Source organism: Nonomuraea sp. NPDC049419 (assembly GCF_040676995.1).
Taxonomy (GTDB): Bacteria; Actinomycetota; Actinomycetes; order Streptosporangiales; family Streptosporangiaceae; genus Nonomuraea; species Nonomuraea salmonea.
Genome location: NZ_JBFAQB010000004.1, coordinates 188,883 through 210,697 on the forward strand (window position 1 = coordinate 188,883; position 21,815 = coordinate 210,697).

A 21,815-nucleotide genomic window follows, 5' to 3' on the forward strand; every position below is an offset into this window, starting at 1 on the left:
CCGCGCGCCGGCCGGTGGCGCGGTCAGCGGCGGTCGTGGGCGGCTGCGATGACGGCCTGGCCGAGGGCGAGGCCGCCGTCGCCTGGCGGGACTCGCGAATGGGTCAGGACCCGGAAGCGCTCGCGCTCCAGGCCCGACACCACCGCCTCCAGCAGGACCGTGTTCTGGAAGACGCCGCCGGAGAGCGCCACCGTCCGCAGGCCCGTCTCCTCGCCCAGGATCGTGACCGCGCGGACCACCGCAGCGGCCAGCCCGTGGTGGAAGCGGGCGGCGATCCGTCCCGCGTCCACACCGGCCGCGACGTCCTCCGCCGCGGCTCCGACCAGGTCGCTCGCGGCGATGACCAGGGGCTCGCCCGCGATCACCCGCGCCGGGTACGCCCCCCGCTCCCCGGGATCCACCCGGGCCTCCAGCTCGGCGGCGGCCTGCCCCTCGTACCCGATGACATCGCGCACCCCCGCGATCGCCGCCACCGCGTCGAACAGCCGCCCCGCGCTGGACGTGAGCGGCGCGTTCAGCCCGGACCGCGCCATCCCGGCCACCACCGGCCACTGCTCCCGATGCCGCGCGGCCACCGCCAGATCGGGCAACGCGCCGCCGTGGAGCCGGTCCAGCCAGGCCGCCGCCATGCGCCACGGCTGGCGTACCGCCGCCGCGCCGCCCGGCATCGGCACCGCCTCCAGGTGCCCGGCCCGCCGGTAGGAGAGCAGGTCGGCGACCAGCAGCTCCCCGCCCCACAGCGTGCCGTCGTCGCCCAGGCCGAGCCCGTCGAACGCCACCCCGATGACGGGCCCGCCGTGCCCGTGCTCGGCCAGGCAGGAGGCGACGTGCGCGTGGTGGTGCTGCACCGCGACCAGGTCCACGCCGGTGCGGTCGCGCGCGTAGGCGGTCGACAGGTACTCCGGGTGCAGGTCGTGGGCGACCACGTCAGGGCGGACGCCGAACAGCCGGCAGAAGCGCTCGACGGACTCGGTGAAAAGGCGCAAAGTCTCGTAGCTCTCCAGGTCGCCGATGTGCTGCGACAGGAACGCCTGGTCGCCCCTGGCCACGCAGAAGGTGTTCTTGAGCTGGGCGCCGCAGGCGAGCACCGGCCGGGAGAAGCGCCACGGCACGGAGACGGGGGCGGGGGCGTAGCCGCGCGATCGGCGTACGACCAGCTCCCTGCCGCGGAAGACCCGCACCAGCGAGTCGTCGGCGGGCGCCTCGATCCTCCGGTCATGCACGAGGAACCCGTCGGCGACGCCCGCCAGCCGCCGCAGCGCGTCCTCGTCGTGGTGGGCGATCGGCTCGTCGGTGAGGTTCCCGCTGGTCAGCACGTACGGCGCGGCCAGCCGGTCGGCGAGCAGGTGATGCAGCGGCGTGTACGGCAGCATCACCCCCAGGTCGCGGGCCCCGGGCGCCACGGCGTCGGCCACCGGGGCGTCGCGGCGGCGCGGGGCCAGCACGATTGGGCGGGGCGTGCCGGTGAGCAGCCGTTCGGCCGCCCAGCCCAGGTGGACCAGCCTCCCGGCCGCCGCCACGTCCTGCGCCAGCACGGCGAACGGCCGCGACTCGCGGCGCTTGCGGGCCCGCAGCGTGGCCACGGCGATGCCGTCGGCGGCCAGGACGGCGAGGTGATAGCCGCCCAGCCCTTTGACTGCCACGACCCGCCCCTCCTCCAGCCACCCGGCCGCCACCTCGACCGGATCCCCGGGCACCGGCCGGCCGGCCGCGTCGAGAGCGCGCAGCTCGGGGCCGCACGCGGGGCAGCACACCGGCTGGGCGTGGAAGCGGCGGTCACCGGGGTCGCCGTACTCCCGCGCGCAGGCGGCGCACATCGCGAAGTCCGCCATCGTGGTGGCGCACCGGTCGTACGGGACGCCGGTGACGATCGTGAACCGCGGCCCGCAGTCGGTGCAGTTGGCGAACGCGTACCGGTGCCTGCGGTCCCCGGGGTCGCGCAGCTCGCGCAGGCAGGCGGCGCACGTACCGGCGTCCGGGGGCACCAGGGCGGGGTTCGGCCGCTCGCCGCGCCTGCTCGGCACGATGCGGAAACCCGGCTCGCCCACCGGCTCCGCCGCCTCCACCGAAACCCGCTCGACCAGCGCGAGCGGCGGCGCCTGGCCCGTCAGCCCGGCCGTGAACGCCTCCAGCCTCCCCGGCTCGCCCTCCGCCTCGATGAACACCCCGCCGGGGTCGTTGCCGACGAACCCCGACACCCCGTACGTCCCGGCCAGCCCGCACACGAACGGCCGGAACCCCACCCCCTGCACCAGCCCCTCGACCCGCACCCTGACCCGGCGCACCCCCGTACCGGCCATGCCCGTCACATCTCGCCGGCCAGCACCCGCTGGGTCAGCTCCCACAGCACGTGGCAGAGCGTGATCTGCGCCTCCTGGATGCGGTGCACCGACGCCGACGGCACCACGAACAGGTACGCCACCCGCCCCTCCTGCGCCATCGCCCCGCCGTCATAACCCGCCATCCCCACGGTCACCATGCCCCGCCTGGACGCCTCCGCCATGGCATCGACCACGTTCCGAGACCCCCCACTGGTGGACAACCCCACGGCCACGTCACCCCGCCGCCCGAGCGCGGCGAGCTGCCTGGCGAACACCAGCTCGTACCCGACGTCATTCGACAACGCCGTGACCAGCGCAACATCCTGCGCCAACGCCACCGCCGCCACCGCCCGCGCCGGTCGCGGCGGGGCGGCGGCCGTGCCGGCCGGTTGCGGTGGGGCAGCGGTCGCGTGGGCTGCCTCGGGTGGGGTGGCGGTCGCGTGGGCTGCCTCGGGTGGGGCGGCGAAGAGCTGGGCGACGGCCTGGGCGTCCGTGCTGCTGCCGCCGTTGCCGAACGTGAACAGCCGGCCCCCTGCCTCGATTGCCGCCGCTGTCGCCCGCGCGCACGCCACCAGCCGCTCGCCGTGCAGGGCGACCAGGGACCGGCGCAAGGCGACGATCTCGCCGGCCTTCCTCCGCGTGGACGCGCACAGATCGGCGACGACCGCCTCCCCGTCCGCGGGTGCCGAGGCGAGGAACGGGTAGAGGGCCTCGATCCCGCCGGGCTCACCGACCGTACTCAAGGCTCTCTCCTCGCGATGGCCTCCTTGGCGTGCACCAGGACGACGTCACCGGGCCGCGCGTCCACCAGCGCCACGCTGACCTCCTCCGCCGTCCCCGACTCCATCTCCACCAGCGCCATCCCGTCCTCCAGCAACCGCACCACGCGCACCGGCACCGCCACGTCCGAACACGTGACGCAGACCCCGTCGTGACACGACTCCGTCATCGGACCGCCTCCAGCTCGTAGAAGACGTGCACCAGCTCCCACAGCACGTGATAGATCGTCATGTGCACCTCCTTGACGACCAGCGGATCGCCGGAGCGCACGACCACCACGTGATCCGCCTCCGGCACCGGGTGCCCTCCGGCGAGCGCCACCGTCAGCAGGCCCAGCTCGCGCGCCGCCGCCAGCCCTCCGCGTACGGCAGGGCAGCCGGGCTCGGCCGACAGGCCGAGCGCGATGTCGTGCGGCGCGGCCAGCAGCCGCAGCTGGGCGGCGAAGATCCCGTCCAGACCCTGGGTGCGGGCGATCCCCGTGGCCAGGGCCAGGTCCGTGGTCAGCGAGAGGGCAGGGAGCGCCGGCTTGCCGACGACGACAGGATGCGCGAACTCGACAGCGACATGCTGGGCATCGGCCACCGACCCGCCGCTGCCGAACACCAGCAGCGTGCCGCCCGCGCGGAACCGTTCCGCCATCTCCTGGCAGGCACGGACGATCAGTTCGGCGTCCGCACCCACGGCCGCCGCCGGTTGCGCCCGCCGCTCGAACGCGGCGGACACGGCGCTCATCGCCGGGTCCTCTCCCACGACGCCTCCTCCCACCCCGACCTTTCACGCACGCCCGAGCCCCGCCCACCCGGCCCGCCTGAGACGCCTCGCCCGTCCCCACCCGCCACAGCCGAGATACTCCGGGTGCCCTCACCCGGGACGCCGTGCGTATCGGCTCCCGAGCTGATCCGCGTCCATCTGTCCAGGCAGGTCTCCAGCAACCCGCGCACTTCGGTCAACCGGCGCATCCACGCCTGCAGTTCGGCCATCCCGCCGGTGGTCAGCTCGTAGCGGCGGCGGGCGGGCCCCGCCTCGGAGGCGACCCAGTCGGAGGCCAGGTGGCCGGCGCGTTCGAGCGAGCGCAGAGCCCGATAGACCTGCCCCGGCTCCGCGTCGGACGCCCCCAGCCGCGCCAGCCGCTCGATCAGGTCGTATCCGTGACCGGGCCGCTCGCAGATGAGCAGCAACAGGAAGGGGGAGAGCAGCCCGCGAACGTCACTGCCCGACATGAATCCCCTCCTCCGGTGCGGGAACGGCCGGTCGGTAAGGACAGTAGGCCGCCGCATGCCACAGGCCAGGGCGGCACGTCCGGCATTTGCACGAGTCATCGCCGTGGGCAGGCCAAGGATTTCCCGAACGCCCCGCGCAGCGTCAGAGCCGTCGCCGACGAGGGCCTCGCCCTCCACGCACCCCCTTCACACGCAGCACGATGCCCTCCACGCACAGCACGATCTGCGGCACCCCGCCGAGCGACTGGCCATCCGGCGTGCCCTCCTCGACCGGGGGCCAACCGCGCCAAGGCCCGGGCCAGGGTCGCCAGGGTGTACGCCCGGATCGCCGACCGCAGAAGAGATCACCTGCACAAGGTCACGACACGGCTTGTTCACGCGAATCAAGTGATCGCCGTGGAAGACCTGACCGTCCGAGCCTCACGGGCGACCGTGAGAATCCCCCTCGTTTACGAGGGGGAGGATGTCAAGACGTGGTGGTCGGTGGTGCGGTTCCTGCACGTGCTCGGGGCCGCGCTCTTGCCTCGCTCGCCGAGCCCCGTTATGGCCGGATCCTGGCCGCCAAGCTCCTGGTGTTCTGCGCGGTCATGGCCGCGGCCGGCGTGCACGGCTGCGCGAGCGGTGCGGGCCGTCCCCTGCTGGCCCGGGTCATGGCGGTGAGTTCGCTGGCAGGTCGCTCGGCGTCGTCCTGCTGGCCGCCGCACTGCCCGTCACCTGATCGCGGCGGTCCGATTAGGGACTTTCGGCCCTGCGAATACGGACGTTCGCCCTGATGAAGGCACCTGCCCGGGTTCGTAGGTTGGACTCCGGCCCGCACGCTTCCGCAGGCCGTGTCCATCTGCTTTCTGGGGGGTTCCATGTTGTCCGCGGATTCGGCGGCGATCGTCCGTACCACGCTGCCCGTCGTCGGCGCCTCGCTCGACGCCATCACCGCGCGTTTCTACGAGACGATGTTCGCCGATCGGCCGGAGCTGCTCGACGGCCTGTTCAACCGCGGCAACCAGGCCAACGGCGAGCAGCGCAGGGCGCTGGCCGGATCCATCGCCGCGTTCGCCACGCGGCTGCTGGAGCACCCGGACGAGCGTCCCGACGCGTTGCTCACCCGCATCGCGCACAAGCACGCCGCCGTGGGCGTCACCGACGACCAGTACGTGATCGTGCACAAGTACCTCTTCGCCGCGATCGCCCACGTGCTGGGAGACGCCGTCACTCCGGAGGTCGCGGCGGCCTGGGACGAGGTGTACTGGCTGATGGCCGGTGCGCTGATCGCCCAGGAGGCCAGGCTCTACGCCGCGGCCCACGCGCGTAACGGCCACACGTGGCGGCGGTGGCGGGTGGTGGCCCGCCGGGAGGAGACGCCGGACGTGGTCTCCTTCCTGCTGCGCCCGCTCGACGGCGCCCCCGTTCCGCCCGCGCGTCCCGGCCAGTACGTCAGCGTCCGCGTCCGCATGCCCGACGGCGTCCACCAGCTACGCCAGTACACCCTCTCCGACACGGGGTCCAGCGCGGGCGACCTGCGCAGGATCACGGTCAAGCGCGTGACGGGCGTCCCGGACGGCGAGGTGTCGACGCTGCTGCACGACACGGTACGCGCGGGCGACGAGCTGACCTTGTCCGCGCCGTTCGGCGACGTCACGCTGGACGATGGCGGCGCGCCGCTCGTGCTGGCCTCGGCGGGGATCGGCGGCACCCCGATCGTGGCGATGCTCCAGCACCTGGCCGCCAGCGGCTCGGACCGCCGCGTCCTGATGCTGCACGCCGACCGCTCACCCGCCGACCACGCGCTCCGCGAGGACATGGCGAACCTCGCCGACGAGCGCATCTTCTGGTACGAACAGGGCGCCGCCACCCCCGACCGCGACGGCCTGATGAACCTCGCGGACGTCGAGATCCCCGCCGGCGCGGTCGCCTACCTGTGCGGCCCCCTGCCGTTCATGCGCGACGTACGGGCACAGCTGCTGAAGGCAGGGGTGGCCGCCCGCGACATCAACTACGAGGTCTTCGGCCCTGACCTCTGGCTGGCCGGCTGAGCCGCTTTCGGCAGCACCATCCTGGACGCGTCCACCAGCAGGAGACCGGCGATCCCGATGATCGGAAGCAGGGTGAGCTGCCAGAGACCGGCGCCGTCCCAGCCGAGCGCCCCCACCAGGCGGGCGAACAGCAGCCCCGAGAAGGCGGCGGCGACGTAGTAGGTGAGGATGAACAGCCCGGCGCCGCGGCCCACGTGGTGCGGGCGGACGGCTCGCTGCATGGCCGTGCTGCAGTTGGTGAACAGGAAACCGCTGGCGAACGTGCCCATCAGGAACGACAGCAGGTATTGGGCGGGCGCCGAGGTGGCGATCTGGTACATCAGGTAGGCGGTGACGCCCGTCGCGACCATCGCGAACATCAGCAGGCGCGCCTGGTTGAACCGGTCGCCCAGCCAGCCCGCCGGCAGGGCCATCATGGCGCCGAGCCCGCCCATCGACACGGCGAACGCGGCCTGGTCGGGCGTGAAGGCGAGCGCCTCGCGCAGGAACGTCGGGTAGAGACCGAGGTAGCCGTAGAAGACCAGGCCGGAGACGGCGCAGGCGATGCCGATGCCGAGCGTGTTGCGGTTGTACGGCGAGGCCGGCACGTGGTCGTACGTCGCCCCTGCCGTCTCCGCGGCGGCGCCGGTGACCGCCTCGGTCATCCTGCGCGACACCGTCGCCGCGATGAGCAGGCTCATGAGCAGACCGGCGGCGGCGAACAGGAAGAACGGCGCCCGCCAGGTGCCCCAGCCCGCGGCGAGCCCGTTGCCGAGGAGCGGGCCGAGGAAGACGCCCAGGCCGAAGGCGACGCCGACGACACCGGCGGCCAGCGCGCGACGGTGGAAGAAGAACGCGCCGATCACCGCGTACAGGGCGGTGGCCTGCACGCCCTCGCCGACACCGGAGACCAGCCGGTAGATGCTCATGTCGACGAAGCCCACGGCCAGCGGGATGGCGAGGGTGCCGAGCGAGTAGACGAGCACGCTGACGACGACGATGGCCTTGCGGGAGAGCCGATCGGCCAGGTATCCGGCAGGCGGTCCGGCGAGCGCGAGGCCGAGGGTGAAGCCGGTGGCGAGTAGCCCGCCCTGTTCGAGGGAGAAGCCGAGCTCGTTCCTGATCTCGGGCAGGAGGGGGTAGAAGATCTGCCGGTCCATCGCGTTGAGCATGTACGAGGCGCACAGGACCGCGAAGCCGATCGCGATGGAGGTCTTCGTCAAATGGTCGGAGCTCGTAGGGGCACTTCCGCCCTCGGTGGCGCTGCTCATCAAGTGGCTCCTCAGTGGTGCAGGGGGTGAACCCGCGCCCATCATCGGACACTCGTCCGTACAGCGGTCGGCACAGGTTGGCCTCAGAATGATGCGTGGTGCGACACCTGTCAAGGGGGTGATGAGGCTTGTGAGGAGGGTGGGGCCGCCAAATCGGACGCATGTCCGCCCAGCGGCGACCACCCGGCCAGGGCGCGGGAGCCGAGGTACGGCCGACACCAGAGGGGGGACGTCGTCGGAGTCCAGGCCCGTGCGGCGGCACAGGCAGGGGGCGGTCCGCCGGAGCTGAGGTTCGGGCGGTGGCAGGGGCGGATGCCGCAGCATCGGATGCCGCAGCGTCGGAAGGGCCTCTCACCGGGAGGCCGGTCGGGGCCATCGTGTGCTTGTTGTCTGCGTGTGCATGTGGCGGTTCGACGCAGAGATGCACGCGATGGCCCCTTCGCACGCCCAAGGCGGCGCGCCGGTCAAAAACCGGAATTCAGCGCCCGCCGGGGCGGAAACCCCGGCGGGGGGCACATCTGTCAGGGCTTGATGGGGCGGCCTGCTGTGGTGGCGGACGCGGAGGTGCCGTCGTGCTGCTCCTGGGTGTCGGGGGCGGCAGTGGGGAGGCCGCCGTTCTTGAGGAACAGGGTGGTGACGATGGCGGCGGCGACCCCGAGGGCGGTGACCAGCAGGGCGTTGCGGGAGTCGGCGGACAGCGTGGCGAGGGAGGAGGTGGCGGTGCCGCCCAGGACGGCGCCCACCACGGCCGTGGCCACGGCGCTGCCGAGCATGCGGGCCATCTCCAGCGTCCCCGAGGCGCCGCCCACCTCCTGCGGCGGCACCTCGCCCATCGCCACGGTCGTGAGCGGGGCGAAGGTGAAGCCGGCGCCGGCGCCGGCGACGAGCAGGGTCACGACGAACACGCCCCACGGCGCCTCCGGGCTGACCAGGAGCGCGGTGAGAACGGTGCCGAGGAAGAAGGCCGCGAAGCCGCCGACGAGAATCCAGCGCGGCTGGACGCGCTGCATCAGTGCGCCGCTGAGCGGAGCCACCAGCGAGGACGCCAGCCACATCGGCGACAGCACCAGACCCGCTTCAAGCGCGCTGATGTGCAGGACCGCTTGCAGATAGAGGGTCATGGCGAGTTGCGTGCCGAAAATGCAGAAATAGGTGGCCCAGGAGGCCCACGCCATCAGGCCGTAGTTTCTGTTGGCGAACAGCGCGCGCGGCAGCAATCCGTCACTGCGCGACCATTCCCAATAGACGAAACCGGCAAAAATCACCAGCCCGAGGAGAAAAACGACACCAATGGGCACTCCGGCGGCGATCACGCCCCAGTTGACGCGTGGACCGTCGATCAGCGTGTAGAGCACCCCGAGAAGGCCGGCCGTGGCCAGGACGACGGGGAGGAGCGCCAGCCGCGGCCGGCCGCCCAGGCGGGTCTTCGGCACGAAGATGAAGGTGCAGACCAGCCCGGCCACGCCGATCGGCAGGTTCATCAGGAAGATCCAGCGCCAGTCGAGCACGTGGGTGATGAGCCCGCCGAGGAACGGCCCGATGGCGGCGGCCGTGCCGATGATCGAGGCCAGCACGCCGAAGGCCATGCCCCTGCGCTGCGGCGGGAAGACCGCCGCGGTGATCGCGAGCGCCTGCGGCGCGGCCATGCCGGCGCCGATGCCCTGCAGCACCCGGGCCGCGATGAGGTGCTCGGGCGCGGTGGCCAGGCTGCACAGCAGCGAGGCCACCACGAACACGCCGAGCCCGAAGACGAACACGGCCCGGTGCCCGAGCAGGTCGCCCAGCCTGCCCGCGACGAGCAGCAGCATCGCGTAGGGCAGCAGGTATCCGTTGACCACCCAGAGCATGTGACCCATCGCGGCGCCCAGGTCGGTCATGATGTGCGGAATTCCGACGTTCACCACCGTGCTGTCGAGCACATTCATGAAATAGCCGAGCGCGATGGTGATCAGCGCGAGCCACGGACTGTGCCTCAGCACCGGGCCCGTCTGCTGGGGGGCCGTCATAAGACTTCCTCCTGTCGAATGAGGGATCACGTACAGGTGACGGTAGGCGGTGGGTCCGACAATTTCCCGCGACATCACGGGCGGCCGGCCGGATACGCCTATGACAAACCATCGCAATGCGCCACTATTGCCTCAGAATTACCTTGCCAATATTGGTGGACGATTCCATGTACGTCAGGGCTTCCCGAATTTCGTCAAGTCCGAATTCGCGCGCGATGGCCGGCCGCAAACCCGCCTCCGTGGCGGCGACCAGGTCCTCGAACTCCGCCAGCGTCCCCGTCGTCGAGCCCAGGATCTCCAGCTGGCGCACGAAGACCCGCGGCAGGTTCAGCGGCACGCTCACCCCGGTGGTGGCGCCGCAGGTCACCACCCGGCCCCCGACCGTCGCCGAGCGCAGCGACTCGTCGAACGTCGCCGCGCCCACGTGGTCGATCACGACGTGGGCACCGTCACCGTCGGTACGGTCGACGACCTTCTTGGAGAACCCGTCGGAGGAGAAGACGTCGGCCGCGCCGAGCGCCCGTAGCTCGTCGGCCTTGCCCAGGTCGCGGGTGGTGGCCAGGACCCGGGCGCCGAGGTGCGCGCCGATCAGCACCGACGCCGTGCCGACCGCTCCGCCGGCCCCCACCACCAGCAGCGTCTCGCCCTCGGCCAGCCGGCCCCGCGAGACCAGCATCCGCCAGGCGGTGAGGAAGGCCAGCGGCAGGGCGCCGGCCTCGGCCCAGGACAGGGCCGCGGGCTTGCGTACGAGGTTGCGCGCGGGCAGTTGCACCACCTCGCAGGCGTTGCCGTCCGCGTGCTCGCCGAGGACGGCGAAGCCGCTGCAGTAGATGTGGCGGCCCGCCTTGCAGTTGGCGCAGGTCCAGCAGGCCGCCACCGGGTACAGCACCACCTCGTCACCCGCCGACCAGCCCTCCGCGGCGCTGGCCACGACCTCGCCCGCGCCGTCGGCGGCGATGACGCGTGGCGTCCTGACCCGCTGGGCGCCGTTCACCACCCACAGGTCGAGGTGGTTCAGCCCGGAGGCCCGCAGCCGTACGTTCACCTTCCCAGGAGGCGGGTCGGGCACGGCGCGCTTGTGCATCCGGATGCCGTTGGGCCCCCGGGGCTCCTCCAGCACGGCGCAGCGGCCGTGGCTGGTCACCATGGTGGTGGACATCAGACTCCTCCCGCGTTCGTACGAGCCGGCCTGCTCCCCAGGGCGAGTTCGCCCACGCTGGCCTCGCTCATCGGGTCCAGGCCCGTGGCGTCGGCGAAGGCCGTGGCGTCGCCGTCGCCCAGGGCGCAGACCGCCAGTCCCATGGCCGTGGCCACCGTGTACATGACCTGCTGGACCACGCCGACGTGCTTGAGAATCAGGGCGTAGGACATGCCCCGGTAAGTGCGCATGACCCTGCCGAACCGGGCCGCGATGACCAGCAGGACCTGCGGTTGCCGCTCGGTGCCCGCGACGACGGCGGCGTGGGCGAGCAGCTCGCCGGTACGCTCACCGGCCCGTCTGAGCACGTGATCCTGCGGGTCGTAGTGGTACAGGCCTGGATCGAGCCCCGCGACGTTCCGCACCACGGGGTAGATCTCCAGCTCGTACGCCGAGCCGCCCGCCGGGTACGGCCTGCTCAGATACTCGGACCCGTTCCGCTGCACGAGCCACCGGTTGCGCGCGCAGCGGAACAGGAAGTGCCCGAGCTGCGCGGCGGTGAGCGGATGACCGTCGTCGTGCTCGCGGATGCTCCGCCGCTGCTCCAGCACGGCCGTGACGGTCGGGTCCGAGCGCCGCAGCTCGGCGAGGTCCGGCTTGGCCAGCGCGATCCCCTCGCCGCTGAAGCGCTCGTGGCGCGCCGGCAGCTCGGCGAACCGCGCCCCCCAGCGGGAGCGGCCGAAGCCGGCGTCCCGATGGGCGCCGGGGACGCGCGTCTGCTGGTGGAAGGCCAGCTCGTGCGGCGTCCACTGGGCCAGCGACAACTGCGACGACTCGCTCTCGTCGGCGGTCAGGCCGGCCCAGTCGAGGTAGTGGCACAGGTCGCCCTTCCCCGTGAGCAGGGCGGGCAGCTCGTCGGGCTGCTCCACGCGTACCGAGCACCAGGCCCGGGCCGACTCCAGCGCGTACTGCTCGCCCACCCGGCGCAGCACCGTGAGCTCCGAGACCGGCCGGCCGGTCCCGCCGTGCGACGGGCGCGGCGGCGGGGCGGCGTGCGGGTGCAGGGTGAGGACGGGCGTGTCGTTCCTGCTCACGACCAGCGATTGCAGCCCGCGCCCCCACAGGTCGTCGTCCGCGCTGGTCAGGCGCTCCAGGGCCGTGCCCGGGCGGGGCACGACCGTCTCATGGATGCTCATGCCACCGCGGTGGCTTCCAGCTCCACCACCAGACCGGGGAAGGCCAGCCCGGAGACCTGCAGCAGGGTCCCAGGCGGGGCGATGCCGGCGGCCTCGAGCCGCTTGCCCATCACGCCCACGTGCTGCAGGTACAGCTCCATGTCGGTGGTGTACTGGTTCAGCCTGACGACGTCTGACAGCCGCATGCCGGCCTCGTGCAGGACGGCCTCCACGTTGTCCAGGGCAAGCCCGATCTGGGCGGCCATGTCCCCGGCGTGGACGACCTCGCCGTTCTCGTCCAGCGCCGTCTGGCCCGCGCACACGAGGATCCTGCGGTGCCCCTCGACGACCTCGCCCTGGTGGAAGCCGAACTTGATGTTCCACTCCCACGGGTCAACGGGTGTGCGCTTCATGTGAGTACCTCCCAGCAAAGGTGTCGATGGCGTCCGCCAGCAGGGCGGGCGCTCCTTCCATGGCCCGGTGCGCCTGCCCGGGCAGCACCTCGGTGACCGCGCGCGGCACGAGCTCCGCGATCATCGCGACGGCGTCGTGCAGGCCGGGCGCGCTCCTGTCGCCCTTGAGCAGCAGGGTGGGCACGTCCAGCGCGGCCAGTCGCGCGCGGTCGAGGACGTAGCGGTGGGTGGCGTCGATCTCGCGGGCGACGGTGTCGGCGACCGCCGCCCGTTCGGCGAACCCCGGTACGCGCCTGAGCAGCCGGACGAGCCCCGGATCCAGCCCGGTCACCTCGACCAGGAAGACGCAGAGCGCCTCCTCCCTGAGGCCCTGGGCGCACAGGCCGGCGACCCTGGCCGCCACGCCCGAGAAGTCAGGCGTGCCTGGGACGGGGACGGGCGGCTCGTACAGCACCAGCCCGGTGACCGAGGAAGGTGCGCGGGAGGCCGCCTCCAGGGCGCAGATCGCGCCGTACGAGTGCCCGACCAGCGTCGCGGGCCCGAGGTGGTCGAGCACGGCCACGATGTCGCCGGCCTCCGCCTCGATGGCGTACCCGCCCGCGTCGCCGCTGCCGCCCCTGCCGCGCCGGTCCATGACGTGGACGCGGCGGCGGCCGGCGAGCAGCGGAACCACCTGCCGCCAGCAGGTCTTGTCGTCGCCCGTCCCGTGCACCAGCAGGATCGCGGGCCCGGTGCCGGTGGACGCGACGTCGATCGACGTGTGTCCCGATGCGATCCTCATGTCACCGGCTCCGCTTCCACCGCGAGCGCGTCGCCGATCAGCGCCAGGAGGCGCTCCCGCTCCGACGCGATGAAGAAGTGGCCGCCGTCCAGCACCTCCAGCCGGAACGTGCCGCCGGTCTGTTCCCGCCAGCCCAGCACGTCCTCGACCGGCGCGTCGTCGTCGTGGCTGCCCGCGAAGGCGGTGACGGGGCAGTCCAGGGGTTCGTCCGGCGTGTAGCGGTAGGTCTCGTGCATGGCGAAGTCGGCGCGCAGGGCCGGCAGCAGCACGGGGCGGAGCCGTTCGTCGCCGACCAGGCGCCGGTCGGTGCCGCCCAGCGTGCCGACGTGTGCGAGCAGCTCGTCGTCGGGCAGCAGGTGGACGCGCGCGGTGATCGGCGTCTGCGGGGAGGCGGAACCGGCGACCAGCAGCCCGGCGGGCTCGGGGTGCCCGTTCCTGCGCAGCCAGCGCGCCACCTCGAAGGCCACGATCGCGCCCAGGCTGTGCCCGAACAGGAACGTACGCGGATGCGGGTCGGCCGCCAGCCGCGGCCCCAGCCCGGCCACCAGCTCGGCCACCCACTCCAGTGGCCGCTCGGCCAGCCGGGGCCCGCGGCCCGGCGGTTGCGCGCAGACCAGCTCGACTTGGGGCGGCAGCAGCTCGCCCCACGTGGAGTAGGCGTTGACGCCGCCGCCCGCGTAGGGGAAGCACACCAGCCGGGCGAGCGGCCGTTCAGGCCCGCTCACCCGGACCAGCACGTTGTCCGGCTGGTCGGCGGCGGCCAGCAGGCCGGACAGCGCGCGGATGGTGGGCCGCTCGTAGAAGGCCGTGAGGTCGACCTTGACGCCGTGCCGCTCCTGGATCTCCATGACCATGCGGGCCGCGAGCAGTGAGTGGCCGCCCAGCTCGAAGAAGTCGTCGTCGATCCCGACGGGGTCGCGTTCGAGCAGCTCCCGCCAGAGAGCGGCGAGGTCGCCGTGCTCCTGCGGCGTGTCCGCAGGAGCGGGGGAGGAGGAGCGGCGCGGCGCGGGCAGCGCCGCCCTGTCCACCTTGCCGGTGACGGTGCGGGGCAGCCGGTCGAGCAGCACGAACTCGGCGGGGATGTGGGTACGCGGGAGCCGCGCGGCCAGCGCCCTGTGCAGGGCGGTCACGCCGGAGCCCGCGACATCGGCGAGGTACGCGACGATCCGCGGCTCGTCCCCGGCGGTCACCACGGCCGCCTCGCCCGCGTGCGCGGCGACGACCGCCTCCACCTCGTCCAGGTTGACGGTGACGCCCCGGATCTTGACCTGCCGGTCCACCCGTCCGATCAGGACCAGCTCACCCTCGGCGTCGAACCTGCCGAGGTCGCCCGTGCGGTACATGCGGGCGCCCGGGTCGCCGGAGAACGGGTCGGGCAGGAACCTGGCCGCGGTCAGCGCGGGGTCGTCCAGGTAGCCGCGCGCCAGGCGCCGTCCGCCGACGTGCACCTCACCGACCTCGCCGTCGGGCACCGGCCGGCCCGCCTCGTCCAGCAGGTGAACGGCGGCGCCGCCGAGCGGGCGGCCGACCGTCTCGCGGGGGCCGGTCCGCCCGGTGATGTGGGTGGTCTCGGTGGAGCCGTAGGTGACGGCGATCGCGAACGGCGGCGCCGCGTCAGGCCCGAGCCGGAACCGCTCGCCCGTGGTGAGCAGCAGCCGCAGCGGGGTGTCCGCGGGCCAGCTCAGCTCGCACAGCGGTACGGCGAGCGTCCCCACCAGGTGCACCACGGTGATCCGCGACCGCAGGATCCACTCCTGCAGCCGCTGCGGCACCAGCAGCGTCTCGGCGTCCGGGATGTGCACGGCGGCGCCCGATGCCAGCGCCGGCCACAACTCGTTGACCAGCGACACGCCGAACCCGGGCGAGGAGCACCAGGCCACCCGGTCCTCGTCGGAGAAGCCGAACTTCTCGCGGGCCAGCGCCACGCACTCGCTGACGGTCTCGTGCCTGGCCACCACCGCCTTGGGGGTGGAGACGGAGCCGGAGGTGTGGACGATGTGCGCGGCGCTGTCGGGGGTGACGCGCACGTCCGTGAGGTCGTCGGCGGGCAGCTCGTCGATCTGCTCCCGGTCGGCGTCCAGCCGCACGACGCGCACCCCCAGCTCCGCCACGGCGGACTGGAGCCGCGCCGCGACGTCGCCGTTCACCGTGGACGTGACCAGCACCTTGACGCGACAGGAGCGGATCTGGGCGACCGTGCGCTCCAGGGGCACCGCCGGGTCGAGCAGGACGGGCGCCGCGCCGGCCTTGACGATGGCCAGCGCGGACACCACCGCGTCGGGTGAGCGGGACAGGCAGGTGCCCACGGGCTCGTCGGCGCTCACCCCCAGCTTCCTGAGCAGACGGGCCACCTGGTTGGCGCGGCTGTTGAGCCGGCCGTAGTGGAGCACCGTGGAGCCGGACACCACGGCGGCCCGGTGCGGGCCGCGCCTGGCCTGCTCCTCGATCAGGGCGTGTACGCTCACGCCGACTCTCCTCTCATGTCCACCACGACCGGCCCCGCGGCCGCGGCGGCGCGAATGGTCGGGAACTGGAAGAAGGACTCGACGGGGATGTCGTAGCCCGCGTTCGCGGCCTCGTTGATGAACGCGATGGCCCGCAGCGAGTCGCCGCCCGCGGCGAAGAAGTCCTCCTCGGGGCCGAGCTCGTCGACGCCGAGGATCTCCGCCGCGATGCCGGCCAGCGCCGCCTCGGCGGGGGACGCGGGCTCGCCCCCGCCTGAGTGTCTGCGCTCCGGTGCGCCGAGCGCGGCCAGGGCGGGCCTGTCCACCTTGCCGTTGGAGGTCAGCGGCAGCTCGGTGAGGACGTTGTAGTGCGTCGGCACGACGTCGCGCACCAGCTTGCCGGCCAGGAACTCCCTGATCTCGGCGGGATCGGGCTCGGCGCCCTGCTCCGGCACCAGGTGGGCGATCAGCCGCTTCGCCGTGCGCTCGCCCACGGCCACCACGCAGCACGCGGCGACCTGCGGGTGGGCGGCCAGCGCCGTCTCGATCTCGCCCAGCTCGATGCGGTGGCCGAGGATCTTCACCTGGAAGTCCTCACGTCCCAGCAGCTCCAGGTCGCCCGACGGGCGGTAGCGGCCCAGGTCGCCGGTCCGGTAGAGCCGCTCGCCGGTCCGCGGGTGCGTGATGAACCGCTCGGCGGTCAGCTCGGGCCGCGCCCAGTAGCCGCGGGCCAGCCCGTCACCGGCGATGAACAACGCTCCGGTGACCCAGTCGGGGCACGGCTCCAGCCGGTCGTCCAGGACGTGCCAGCGCTGGTTACGCAGCGGCCTGCCGTACGGCACGCTGGGCCAGTCCGGCGTGCCGGGGCCGACGTCGTGCGCGATGGACCAGATGGCGGCCTCGGTCGCGCCGCCCAGGCTGATCAGCCGGGTGCCGGGGGAGACCTCGGTCAGGTGCTCGTACGTGGTGAGCGGGATCCAGTCGCCGCTGAGCATCACCGTGCGCAGGCTGGGGGCGACCCGCTCGCCGCGTCCGCGCAGGTAGTCGGCGAGGATCTGCCACAACGCGGGCACCGAGTTCCAGATCGTGACGCGTTCGCGGGCGACCAGGTCGGCCCACGCGCGCGGGTCCGGGCTCGCCGAGACCGGCGGGACGACCAGGGCGCCGCCGACGGCGAGCAGCCCGAAGACGTCCCAGACCGACAGGTCGAAGCTGAGCGAGGAGAGCGCGAGCACGCGGTCGTCGGGCCCGAGGCCGACCCGCTCGTTGATGTCGGCGATCGTGTTCCACGCCGCCCTGTGCTCGATCATCACGCCCTTCGGCCTGCCGGTGGAGCCGGAGGTGTAGATGACGTACGCCAGGGAGTCGGGCGTGGCGGGGCAGTCGGGCACCGGCGCCGGCCGCAACGCGGCAGGGTCGCCCGGCACCGTGATGACCTTGTCGATCACCCTGGCCGCCGACGGGACGTCCACGCCCTCCTGGGTGAGCACGATGTCGGCCTGGCCGTTCTCGAGCAGGTACGCGATGCGTTCGGCCGGCAGGTCGGGATCGACCGGCAGGTACGCGGCGCCGGCCCGCAGCACGCCGAGCACGGCCGCGATCTGCTCCCAGCCCTTGCGCATGAGCACCGCGACCAGCCGCTCGGGCCCGCCGCGCGCGTCGATCACGCGGGCGGCCAGCGCCGACGACGCGTCGGCGAGCTCCCGGTACGTGATCACCCGCTCGTCGATCACCGCGGCGGCGTCGGGCGTCCGCGCGGCCTGCCGCAGGAACGGCTCGTGCAGCAGCTCCGCCGTCACCCCCGACGTGGTGGCGTTCACCGCGGCGCGGCGCTCGACGGTGGCCTGGGGGAGCGTGACCGGGCTGGGCTCCCGCCACGCCTCGGGGGAGTCGGCCAGGCGGCGCAGCAGCCTGCCGTACGCCTCGGCCATGTCGCCGATCAGCCCAGGGGGGAAGAGCTCGGCCACCGCGTCCCAGCAGTAGTCGAGCCCGCCGTCCACCTCCATCACCTGGTGGTCGAGCGCGACCTGCGGGGTCTGCGTGACGCCGAAGACGTAGCGGCCGATGTTGCCCCAGTCCATGCGGGGCACGCCGACCAGGCTGGAGAACACGACCGGCATGGCGGCCCTGGGCGCGCCGCCCTGCCGCCTGCCCAGCTCCCGCAGCACCTGCACGCTGCCGACGTGCCGGTGCTCCAGGTCCTGCCAGAGCCGTTCCTGCACGTCGCGGGCGCGGGCGGCGAAGTCGGCGCCGCGGTGGTCGACCGCGTGCAGCAGGCCGGAGGTGAAGTCGCCCAGCAGGTCGTTGAGCTGCGGATGCAGCGGCGGCCTGTTGAACAGCGTCATGTTGACGGTGAACCGCGGCCCCGCGCTCCAGGTGGCGAGGATCTCCGCGAAGGCGGCGAGCAGCAGCGCCGACGGGGTGATGCCGGCGCCGGCCGCCGCGTGCCGCAGCCGCAGCCACACGTCGGGCTCGACGCGGCCCGCGTGCCGCTCGAACCTGGGGTTCTCGACCGAGCCGAGGCTGCGCAGGTAGGGCAGCTCGGGCGCGGGCGGCAGCTCGGCCAGCCTGCCCTCCCAGTACTCGCGGGCGGCCCGGTAGAGCGGGGAGCTCTCCCGCGCGGCGCGTTCCGCCAGCACGTAGTCGCGGAACGACAGCTCGATCGGCGGCAGCGGCACGTCGGGGTCCCGGTAGAGCCTGGACAGCTCCTGGGTGAAGACGCGGGCGCTCCTGGCGTCGAAGATCAGCAGGTCGAAGCTGATGTGCACGCGGGAGACGACCTCGTCCACCCGGGTCACCCGCACGCCGAACAGCGGCCACCGGTCGGCGGCCAGCACCTCGTGGGAGAGCCGCTCGCGGATCTCGGCCAGCGCGGCCGCGCGCTCGGACGCGCCGGCCCCGCGCAGGTCGGTCACCTCCACCTGGTACGGCGGCACCTCGGGCAGCACCCGCTGGCGGCCGTCGCCGGTCACGACCGCGCGCAGCATGTCGTGCCTGCGCACCAGCCGGTCGATGGCCTCACGCAGGCGCTCGACGTCGAGGTCGGCGACGTCCCATTCCTGGTAGCCGTGGCAGCCGACGTCGCCCAGCTCCATGCCGGTCAGTCGGCCGATCCAGTACGCGTGCTGGATGTCGGTGAGCGGGAACGGCTCGTACCGGGCGGCGGGGTCGGTGCGGATCACCGGCAGCGCGTCCTTGTCCGCGGCGCGGGCCCCGTCACCGTCGCGCTCCCGCTCGATCGCCCGGCTCATCTCCCGGACGGTGGGCGCCTCGAACAGGACGGACAGCGCGAGCTCGACGCCGAAGGCGGCGCTGATCGCGGCCATCAGCTCCATGCCGGTCAGCGAGTCGCCGCCCAGCTCGAAGTAGTTGTCGTCGGCGCCCACGGTGTCGGTGCGCAGCACCGAGCGCCAGATCTCGGCCAGCTCCCGCTCCACCTCGGTGGCGGGCTCCTCGTAGGTGACCGAGCGGCTGCCCCGGTCGGGCGCGGGCAGGCGGCTCTTGTCGAGCTTGCCGTTGGGCAGCGTCGGCAGCGCGTCGATCAGCTCGCACGCCCCCGGCACCATGTAGCCGGGGAGCTGCTCGCGCAGCAGCTCAAGCAGCTCCGACTTGTGCACCCGGCGATTGACCTCCGGCACCACGTAGGCGACCAGCCGCCGCTCGCCCGGCTCGTCCTCGCGGACGACGACCGCGGCGTGCCGCACCGCCGGATGTTCGAGCAGGCGCGCGGCCACCTCGCCGGGCTCGACGCGGTAGCCGTTGAGGCTGATCTGGTCGTCCACCCGGCCGAGGATCTCGATCGAGCCGTCGGGCAGCATGCGGCCGATGTCGCCGCTGGCCACCATGCGGGCGCCGGCGCGGCCCGCGTACGGGTCGGGCAGCCACTTGGCGGCGGTCAGGCCCGGCCTGTTGACGTAGCCGCTCTGCAGCAGCTCGCCGCCCACGTGGATCTGGCCGGGCACGCCCATGGGGACGACCTGCGTGTTGGCGTCCAGCACGTACACGCGCGCGCCCGGCACCGGCAGCCCGATGGGCGACGAGATCGACCGCCGCTCCTCCTCGGGGATCCGCCTGGGCGTGATGCGAGTGCCGGCCGTCTCGTTCAGGCAGGTCGTGGCGTTCGTGGTCTCGGTCGAGCCGTAGATGACGGCCACCTCGAACGGCACCGTGGACGACAGCCAACCGGTCCGCTCACCGGACACCAGCAGCGTCCGCAGCGCCACCTCCTCCGGCCAGTCGACCGCGCACAGCCGCTCGGCCAGCGCCTTGGTCACCAGCGACACCGTGATCCCGTTGTCCACCAGCCAGTCCCGCAGCCGGAACGGCGTGCTCACGGTCAGCTCGCCGGCGATGTGCACCGCCGCGCCCGCGGTCAGGAACGGCCACAGCTCGTTGACGAACGAGATGCCGAACCCGGGCGCCGAGATCCACGTGCCCCGGTCGTCCTCGGTCAGCCGGTAGCACTGCCGGGTGCCCATCGCGCCCCTGATCACCGCCGCGTGGTTGAACGCCACGCCGCGCGGCTCGCCGGTCGAGCCGGACGTGTAGGCGATCTGGCAGACCGACAGCGGGTGCGCCCACTCGTCGGGGTCGGCGGCGGACGACCGGTTCAGCAGGTCGCCGTCGCGGTCGAGGCACCAGATGTGCCCGGCGTACGTGCCGGGCACCTTGCCGAGCTGCTCCTCGGCGGTGAGCACGGCGAGCGGCCTGGAGTCGTCCAGCATCATCGCCAGCCGCCGCGCGGGCTGCGCGGGATCGAGCAGGACGGCCGCGCCGCCCGCCTTGAGCACGCCGAGCACGGCCACGACCATCTCGGCCGACCTGGGCAGGCACACGCCCACGGGGGTCTGGCGGCGTACGCCGAGGTCGCGCAGGTGGTGGGCGATCCTGTTGGCCCGGCCGTTCAGCTCGGCGAAGGTCAGCCGCGCGGACTCGGAGATCAGCGCCCACGCGCCGGGCCGGCGGGCGGCCTGCTCGGCGATGAGCCGGTGCACCAGCGCGTCACCCGCTACGGGGCCGCCGTCCTGGTGCCGGGCGATCAGCGCGCTCTCCTCGCCGGTCAGGACCCGCTGCCGCGAGATCGGCACCTCGGGGTGCTCCGCGACGCTCGTCAGCAGCGTGACCAGGTTGGCCCCGAAGCGCCGCACGGTCTCGGCCGTGAACAGATCGGCGTCGTAGTCGAAGGTCAGGGACGCGCCGTGCTCGTGCGGCCGGGCGGACAGGGCGAGGTCGAACAGGGCGACGCCGGTGTCCACCTCCACCGCGCGGTGCCGCGGCCGCGACGACTGCGACGACGAGTAGGCGAGCTGGCACAGCGGCCGGCGGCTGGGGTCGTGCTCGCGCTCCACGCGGCCGATCACCGCTTCGAACGGCACCGCGCCGTGGGCGCGCGCCTCCTCGACGGCGCCGCGCACGCGCTGCAGCACGGTGGCGAAGACGGGGTCGCCGGTCAGGTCGATGCGCACGGGGAGCGGGTTGACCGCGCCCTCGACGGTCACCGCCGGGTCGTGCACCGCGACGACGATCTCCTCGGACCCGGTGTAGCGGTGGGCGAGCACCGCGAACGCGGCGAGCAGCGCCTCCTCGCCGCCGGCCCGCTCCAGCACGGCCGCCTCGACGTCGGCGCGGGCCCGGCCGCCCCGGTAGCTCAGCACGGGCGGGCGCAGCCGGTCGGCCGGCAGTTCGAGACCGGTGGGCGCGCCGTGCAGCCGGCAGGCCGCCGCCTCCACGGCGTCATCCGACTCCAGCGCCGGCACCGGGTCGGCGCAAGGACCTGGCGAGCCGCCGTCATAGCAGGTGAGCAGCTCGTCCAGCAGGTCGCGGACCCGGAAGTCGTCGGCGATCACATGGTGGGCGACGAGCAGCACCACGTGCCGCCCGTCCGGCAACGACAGGACGCGCACTCTCCACAGCGGGCCGTCCGCGATGTCAAAGGGGATCCTGGCCGCCTGCGCCGCCCATCGCGCGACGGCGTACTCCTCGCCTTCCTCCACGACCACGGTGGGCGGCGGCTGGTCGGCCGGCACCCTGCGGATCACTCCGTCGGAGGCGGCGAAACCGGAGCGCAACTCCGCGTGCCGCAGATGGAGCTGGGCGATCGCGGCGCGCAGCCGCTCCTCGCGCGGCGGGCCGTCGACGATCACCGCGTCGCCCGTGGTGAAGGGGGCGACGGCGTCGTGCAGATGCTGCAAATACCACAACCGGGACTGCCGGGCCGACGCCCGGACGCCCGTGCCGGTCAGCGTAGCCACACCCAT

At 73.2% G+C, this 21,815-nt stretch carries 14 protein-coding genes and 1 pseudogene; 2 read left to right on the forward strand and 13 right to left on the reverse strand.

Translation table 11 applies throughout. From position 1 onward, the window contains the following. Nucleotides 1-23: 23 nt before the first annotated feature. From hypF to AB0K12_RS15005, 5 genes are read right to left on the reverse strand one after another with little or no spacing between them, the layout of a single operon-like run. On the reverse strand, nucleotides 24-2,300 hold the full coding sequence (gene hypF / locus AB0K12_RS14985) for a carbamoyltransferase HypF (RefSeq protein ID WP_364560301.1): 2,277 nt from the start codon (nucleotides 2,298-2,300) through the stop codon (nucleotides 24-26). Between the two features lie 5 nt (nucleotides 2,301-2,305). Beyond that, nucleotides 2,306-3,064, reverse strand: coding sequence for an SIS domain-containing protein (locus AB0K12_RS14990; protein ID WP_364560304.1), 759 nt, complete (start codon nucleotides 3,062-3,064; stop codon nucleotides 2,306-2,308). Next, a complete protein-coding gene (locus AB0K12_RS14995) occupies nucleotides 3,061-3,270 on the reverse strand; it encodes a HypC/HybG/HupF family hydrogenase formation chaperone (RefSeq protein WP_364560307.1) in 210 nt (69 codons plus the stop codon). The genes AB0K12_RS14990 and AB0K12_RS14995 overlap by 4 nt, the downstream gene beginning before the upstream one ends. Next, nucleotides 3,267-3,851: an SIS domain-containing protein gene (locus tag AB0K12_RS15000; RefSeq protein ID WP_364560310.1), complete on the reverse strand. Its 585-nt coding sequence runs from the start codon at nucleotides 3,849-3,851 to the stop codon at nucleotides 3,267-3,269. Before AB0K12_RS15000 ends, AB0K12_RS14995 begins: the two co-directional genes overlap by 4 nt. Next, nucleotides 3,830-4,321 (reverse strand): helix-turn-helix transcriptional regulator, encoded by a 492-nt coding sequence (locus AB0K12_RS15005; protein ID WP_364560313.1) that lies wholly within the window; start codon nucleotides 4,319-4,321, stop codon nucleotides 3,830-3,832. The genes AB0K12_RS15000 and AB0K12_RS15005 overlap by 22 nt, the downstream gene beginning before the upstream one ends. A gap of 276 nt (nucleotides 4,322-4,597) precedes the next feature. Here AB0K12_RS15005 and AB0K12_RS15010 point away from each other — a divergent pair. Together AB0K12_RS15010 and AB0K12_RS15015 are read left to right on the forward strand one after the other, a co-directional pair. Beyond that, nucleotides 4,598-4,738: pseudogene (locus AB0K12_RS15010) on the forward strand (transposase); the annotation flags it as partial. Between the two features lie 440 nt (nucleotides 4,739-5,178). Beyond that, a complete protein-coding gene (locus AB0K12_RS15015; RefSeq protein ID WP_364560316.1) occupies nucleotides 5,179-6,351 on the forward strand; it encodes a globin domain-containing protein in 1,173 nt (390 codons plus the stop codon). Here the strand turns inward: AB0K12_RS15015 and AB0K12_RS15020 are convergent. From AB0K12_RS15020 to AB0K12_RS15055, 8 genes are all read right to left on the reverse strand, one after another. Continuing rightward, nucleotides 6,312-7,601 carry an MFS transporter gene (locus AB0K12_RS15020; RefSeq protein WP_364560319.1) on the reverse strand — a complete coding sequence of 430 codons (1,290 nt, stop codon included), beginning with the start codon at nucleotides 7,599-7,601 and terminating at the stop codon, nucleotides 6,312-6,314. The genes AB0K12_RS15015 and AB0K12_RS15020 overlap by 40 nt on opposite strands. A gap of 521 nt (nucleotides 7,602-8,122) precedes the next feature. Further along, complete coding sequence (locus AB0K12_RS15025; RefSeq protein WP_364560322.1) at nucleotides 8,123-9,607, reverse strand: DHA2 family efflux MFS transporter permease subunit; 1,485 nt, start codon at nucleotides 9,605-9,607, stop codon at nucleotides 8,123-8,125. A 124-nt stretch (nucleotides 9,608-9,731) separates the two neighbouring features. Beyond that, nucleotides 9,732-10,766 (reverse strand): zinc-binding dehydrogenase, encoded by a 1,035-nt coding sequence (locus AB0K12_RS15030; RefSeq protein WP_364560325.1) that lies wholly within the window; start codon nucleotides 10,764-10,766, stop codon nucleotides 9,732-9,734. Continuing rightward, nucleotides 10,766-11,941 carry a SagB family peptide dehydrogenase gene (locus AB0K12_RS15035; RefSeq protein ID WP_364560328.1) on the reverse strand — a complete coding sequence of 392 codons (1,176 nt, stop codon included), beginning with the start codon at nucleotides 11,939-11,941 and terminating at the stop codon, nucleotides 10,766-10,768. Before AB0K12_RS15035 ends, AB0K12_RS15030 begins: the two co-directional genes overlap by 1 nt. Then, a complete protein-coding gene (locus AB0K12_RS15040; protein ID WP_364560331.1) occupies nucleotides 11,938-12,333 on the reverse strand; it encodes a RidA family protein in 396 nt (131 codons plus the stop codon). Before AB0K12_RS15040 ends, AB0K12_RS15035 begins: the two co-directional genes overlap by 4 nt. Continuing rightward, nucleotides 12,314-13,114: an alpha/beta hydrolase gene (locus AB0K12_RS15045; protein ID WP_364560334.1), complete on the reverse strand. Its 801-nt coding sequence runs from the start codon at nucleotides 13,112-13,114 to the stop codon at nucleotides 12,314-12,316. The genes AB0K12_RS15040 and AB0K12_RS15045 overlap by 20 nt, the downstream gene beginning before the upstream one ends. Then, complete coding sequence (locus tag AB0K12_RS15050) at nucleotides 13,111-15,579, reverse strand: AMP-binding protein (protein WP_364560337.1); 2,469 nt, start codon at nucleotides 15,577-15,579, stop codon at nucleotides 13,111-13,113. The genes AB0K12_RS15045 and AB0K12_RS15050 overlap by 4 nt, the downstream gene beginning before the upstream one ends. Further along, nucleotides 15,576-21,815, reverse strand: coding sequence for an amino acid adenylation domain-containing protein (locus tag AB0K12_RS15055; protein WP_364560340.1), 6,240 nt, complete (start codon nucleotides 21,813-21,815; stop codon nucleotides 15,576-15,578). Before AB0K12_RS15055 ends, AB0K12_RS15050 begins: the two co-directional genes overlap by 4 nt.

What these genes read in the sequence shown, in the direction of transcription:
- hypF (WP_364560301.1), bottom strand. Translation starts at nt 2,300, where the DNA reads ATGGCCGGTACGGGGGTGCGCCGGGTCAGGGTGCGGGTCGAGGGGCTG.
- AB0K12_RS14995 (WP_364560307.1), bottom strand. Translation starts at nt 3,270, where the DNA reads ATGACGGAGTCGTGTCACGACGGGGTCTGCGTCACGTGTTCGGACGTG.
- AB0K12_RS15005 (WP_364560313.1), bottom strand. Translation starts at nt 4,321, where the DNA reads ATGTCGGGCAGTGACGTTCGCGGGCTGCTCTCCCCCTTCCTGTTGCTG.
- AB0K12_RS15015 (WP_364560316.1), top strand. Translation starts at nt 5,179, where the DNA reads ATGTTGTCCGCGGATTCGGCGGCGATCGTCCGTACCACGCTGCCCGTC.
- AB0K12_RS15020 (WP_364560319.1), bottom strand. Translation starts at nt 7,601, where the DNA reads ATGAGCAGCGCCACCGAGGGCGGAAGTGCCCCTACGAGCTCCGACCAT.
- AB0K12_RS15025 (WP_364560322.1), bottom strand. Translation starts at nt 9,607, where the DNA reads ATGACGGCCCCCCAGCAGACGGGCCCGGTGCTGAGGCACAGTCCGTGG.
- AB0K12_RS15030 (WP_364560325.1), bottom strand. Translation starts at nt 10,766, where the DNA reads ATGTCCACCACCATGGTGACCAGCCACGGCCGCTGCGCCGTGCTGGAG.
- AB0K12_RS15035 (WP_364560328.1), bottom strand. Translation starts at nt 11,941, where the DNA reads ATGAGCATCCATGAGACGGTCGTGCCCCGCCCGGGCACGGCCCTGGAG.
- AB0K12_RS15040 (WP_364560331.1), bottom strand. Translation starts at nt 12,333, where the DNA reads ATGAAGCGCACACCCGTTGACCCGTGGGAGTGGAACATCAAGTTCGGC.
- AB0K12_RS15045 (WP_364560334.1), bottom strand. Translation starts at nt 13,114, where the DNA reads ATGAGGATCGCATCGGGACACACGTCGATCGACGTCGCGTCCACCGGC.
- AB0K12_RS15055 (WP_364560340.1), bottom strand. Translation starts at nt 21,815, where the DNA reads ATGGGTGTGGCTACGCTGACCGGCACGGGCGTCCGGGCGTCGGCCCGG.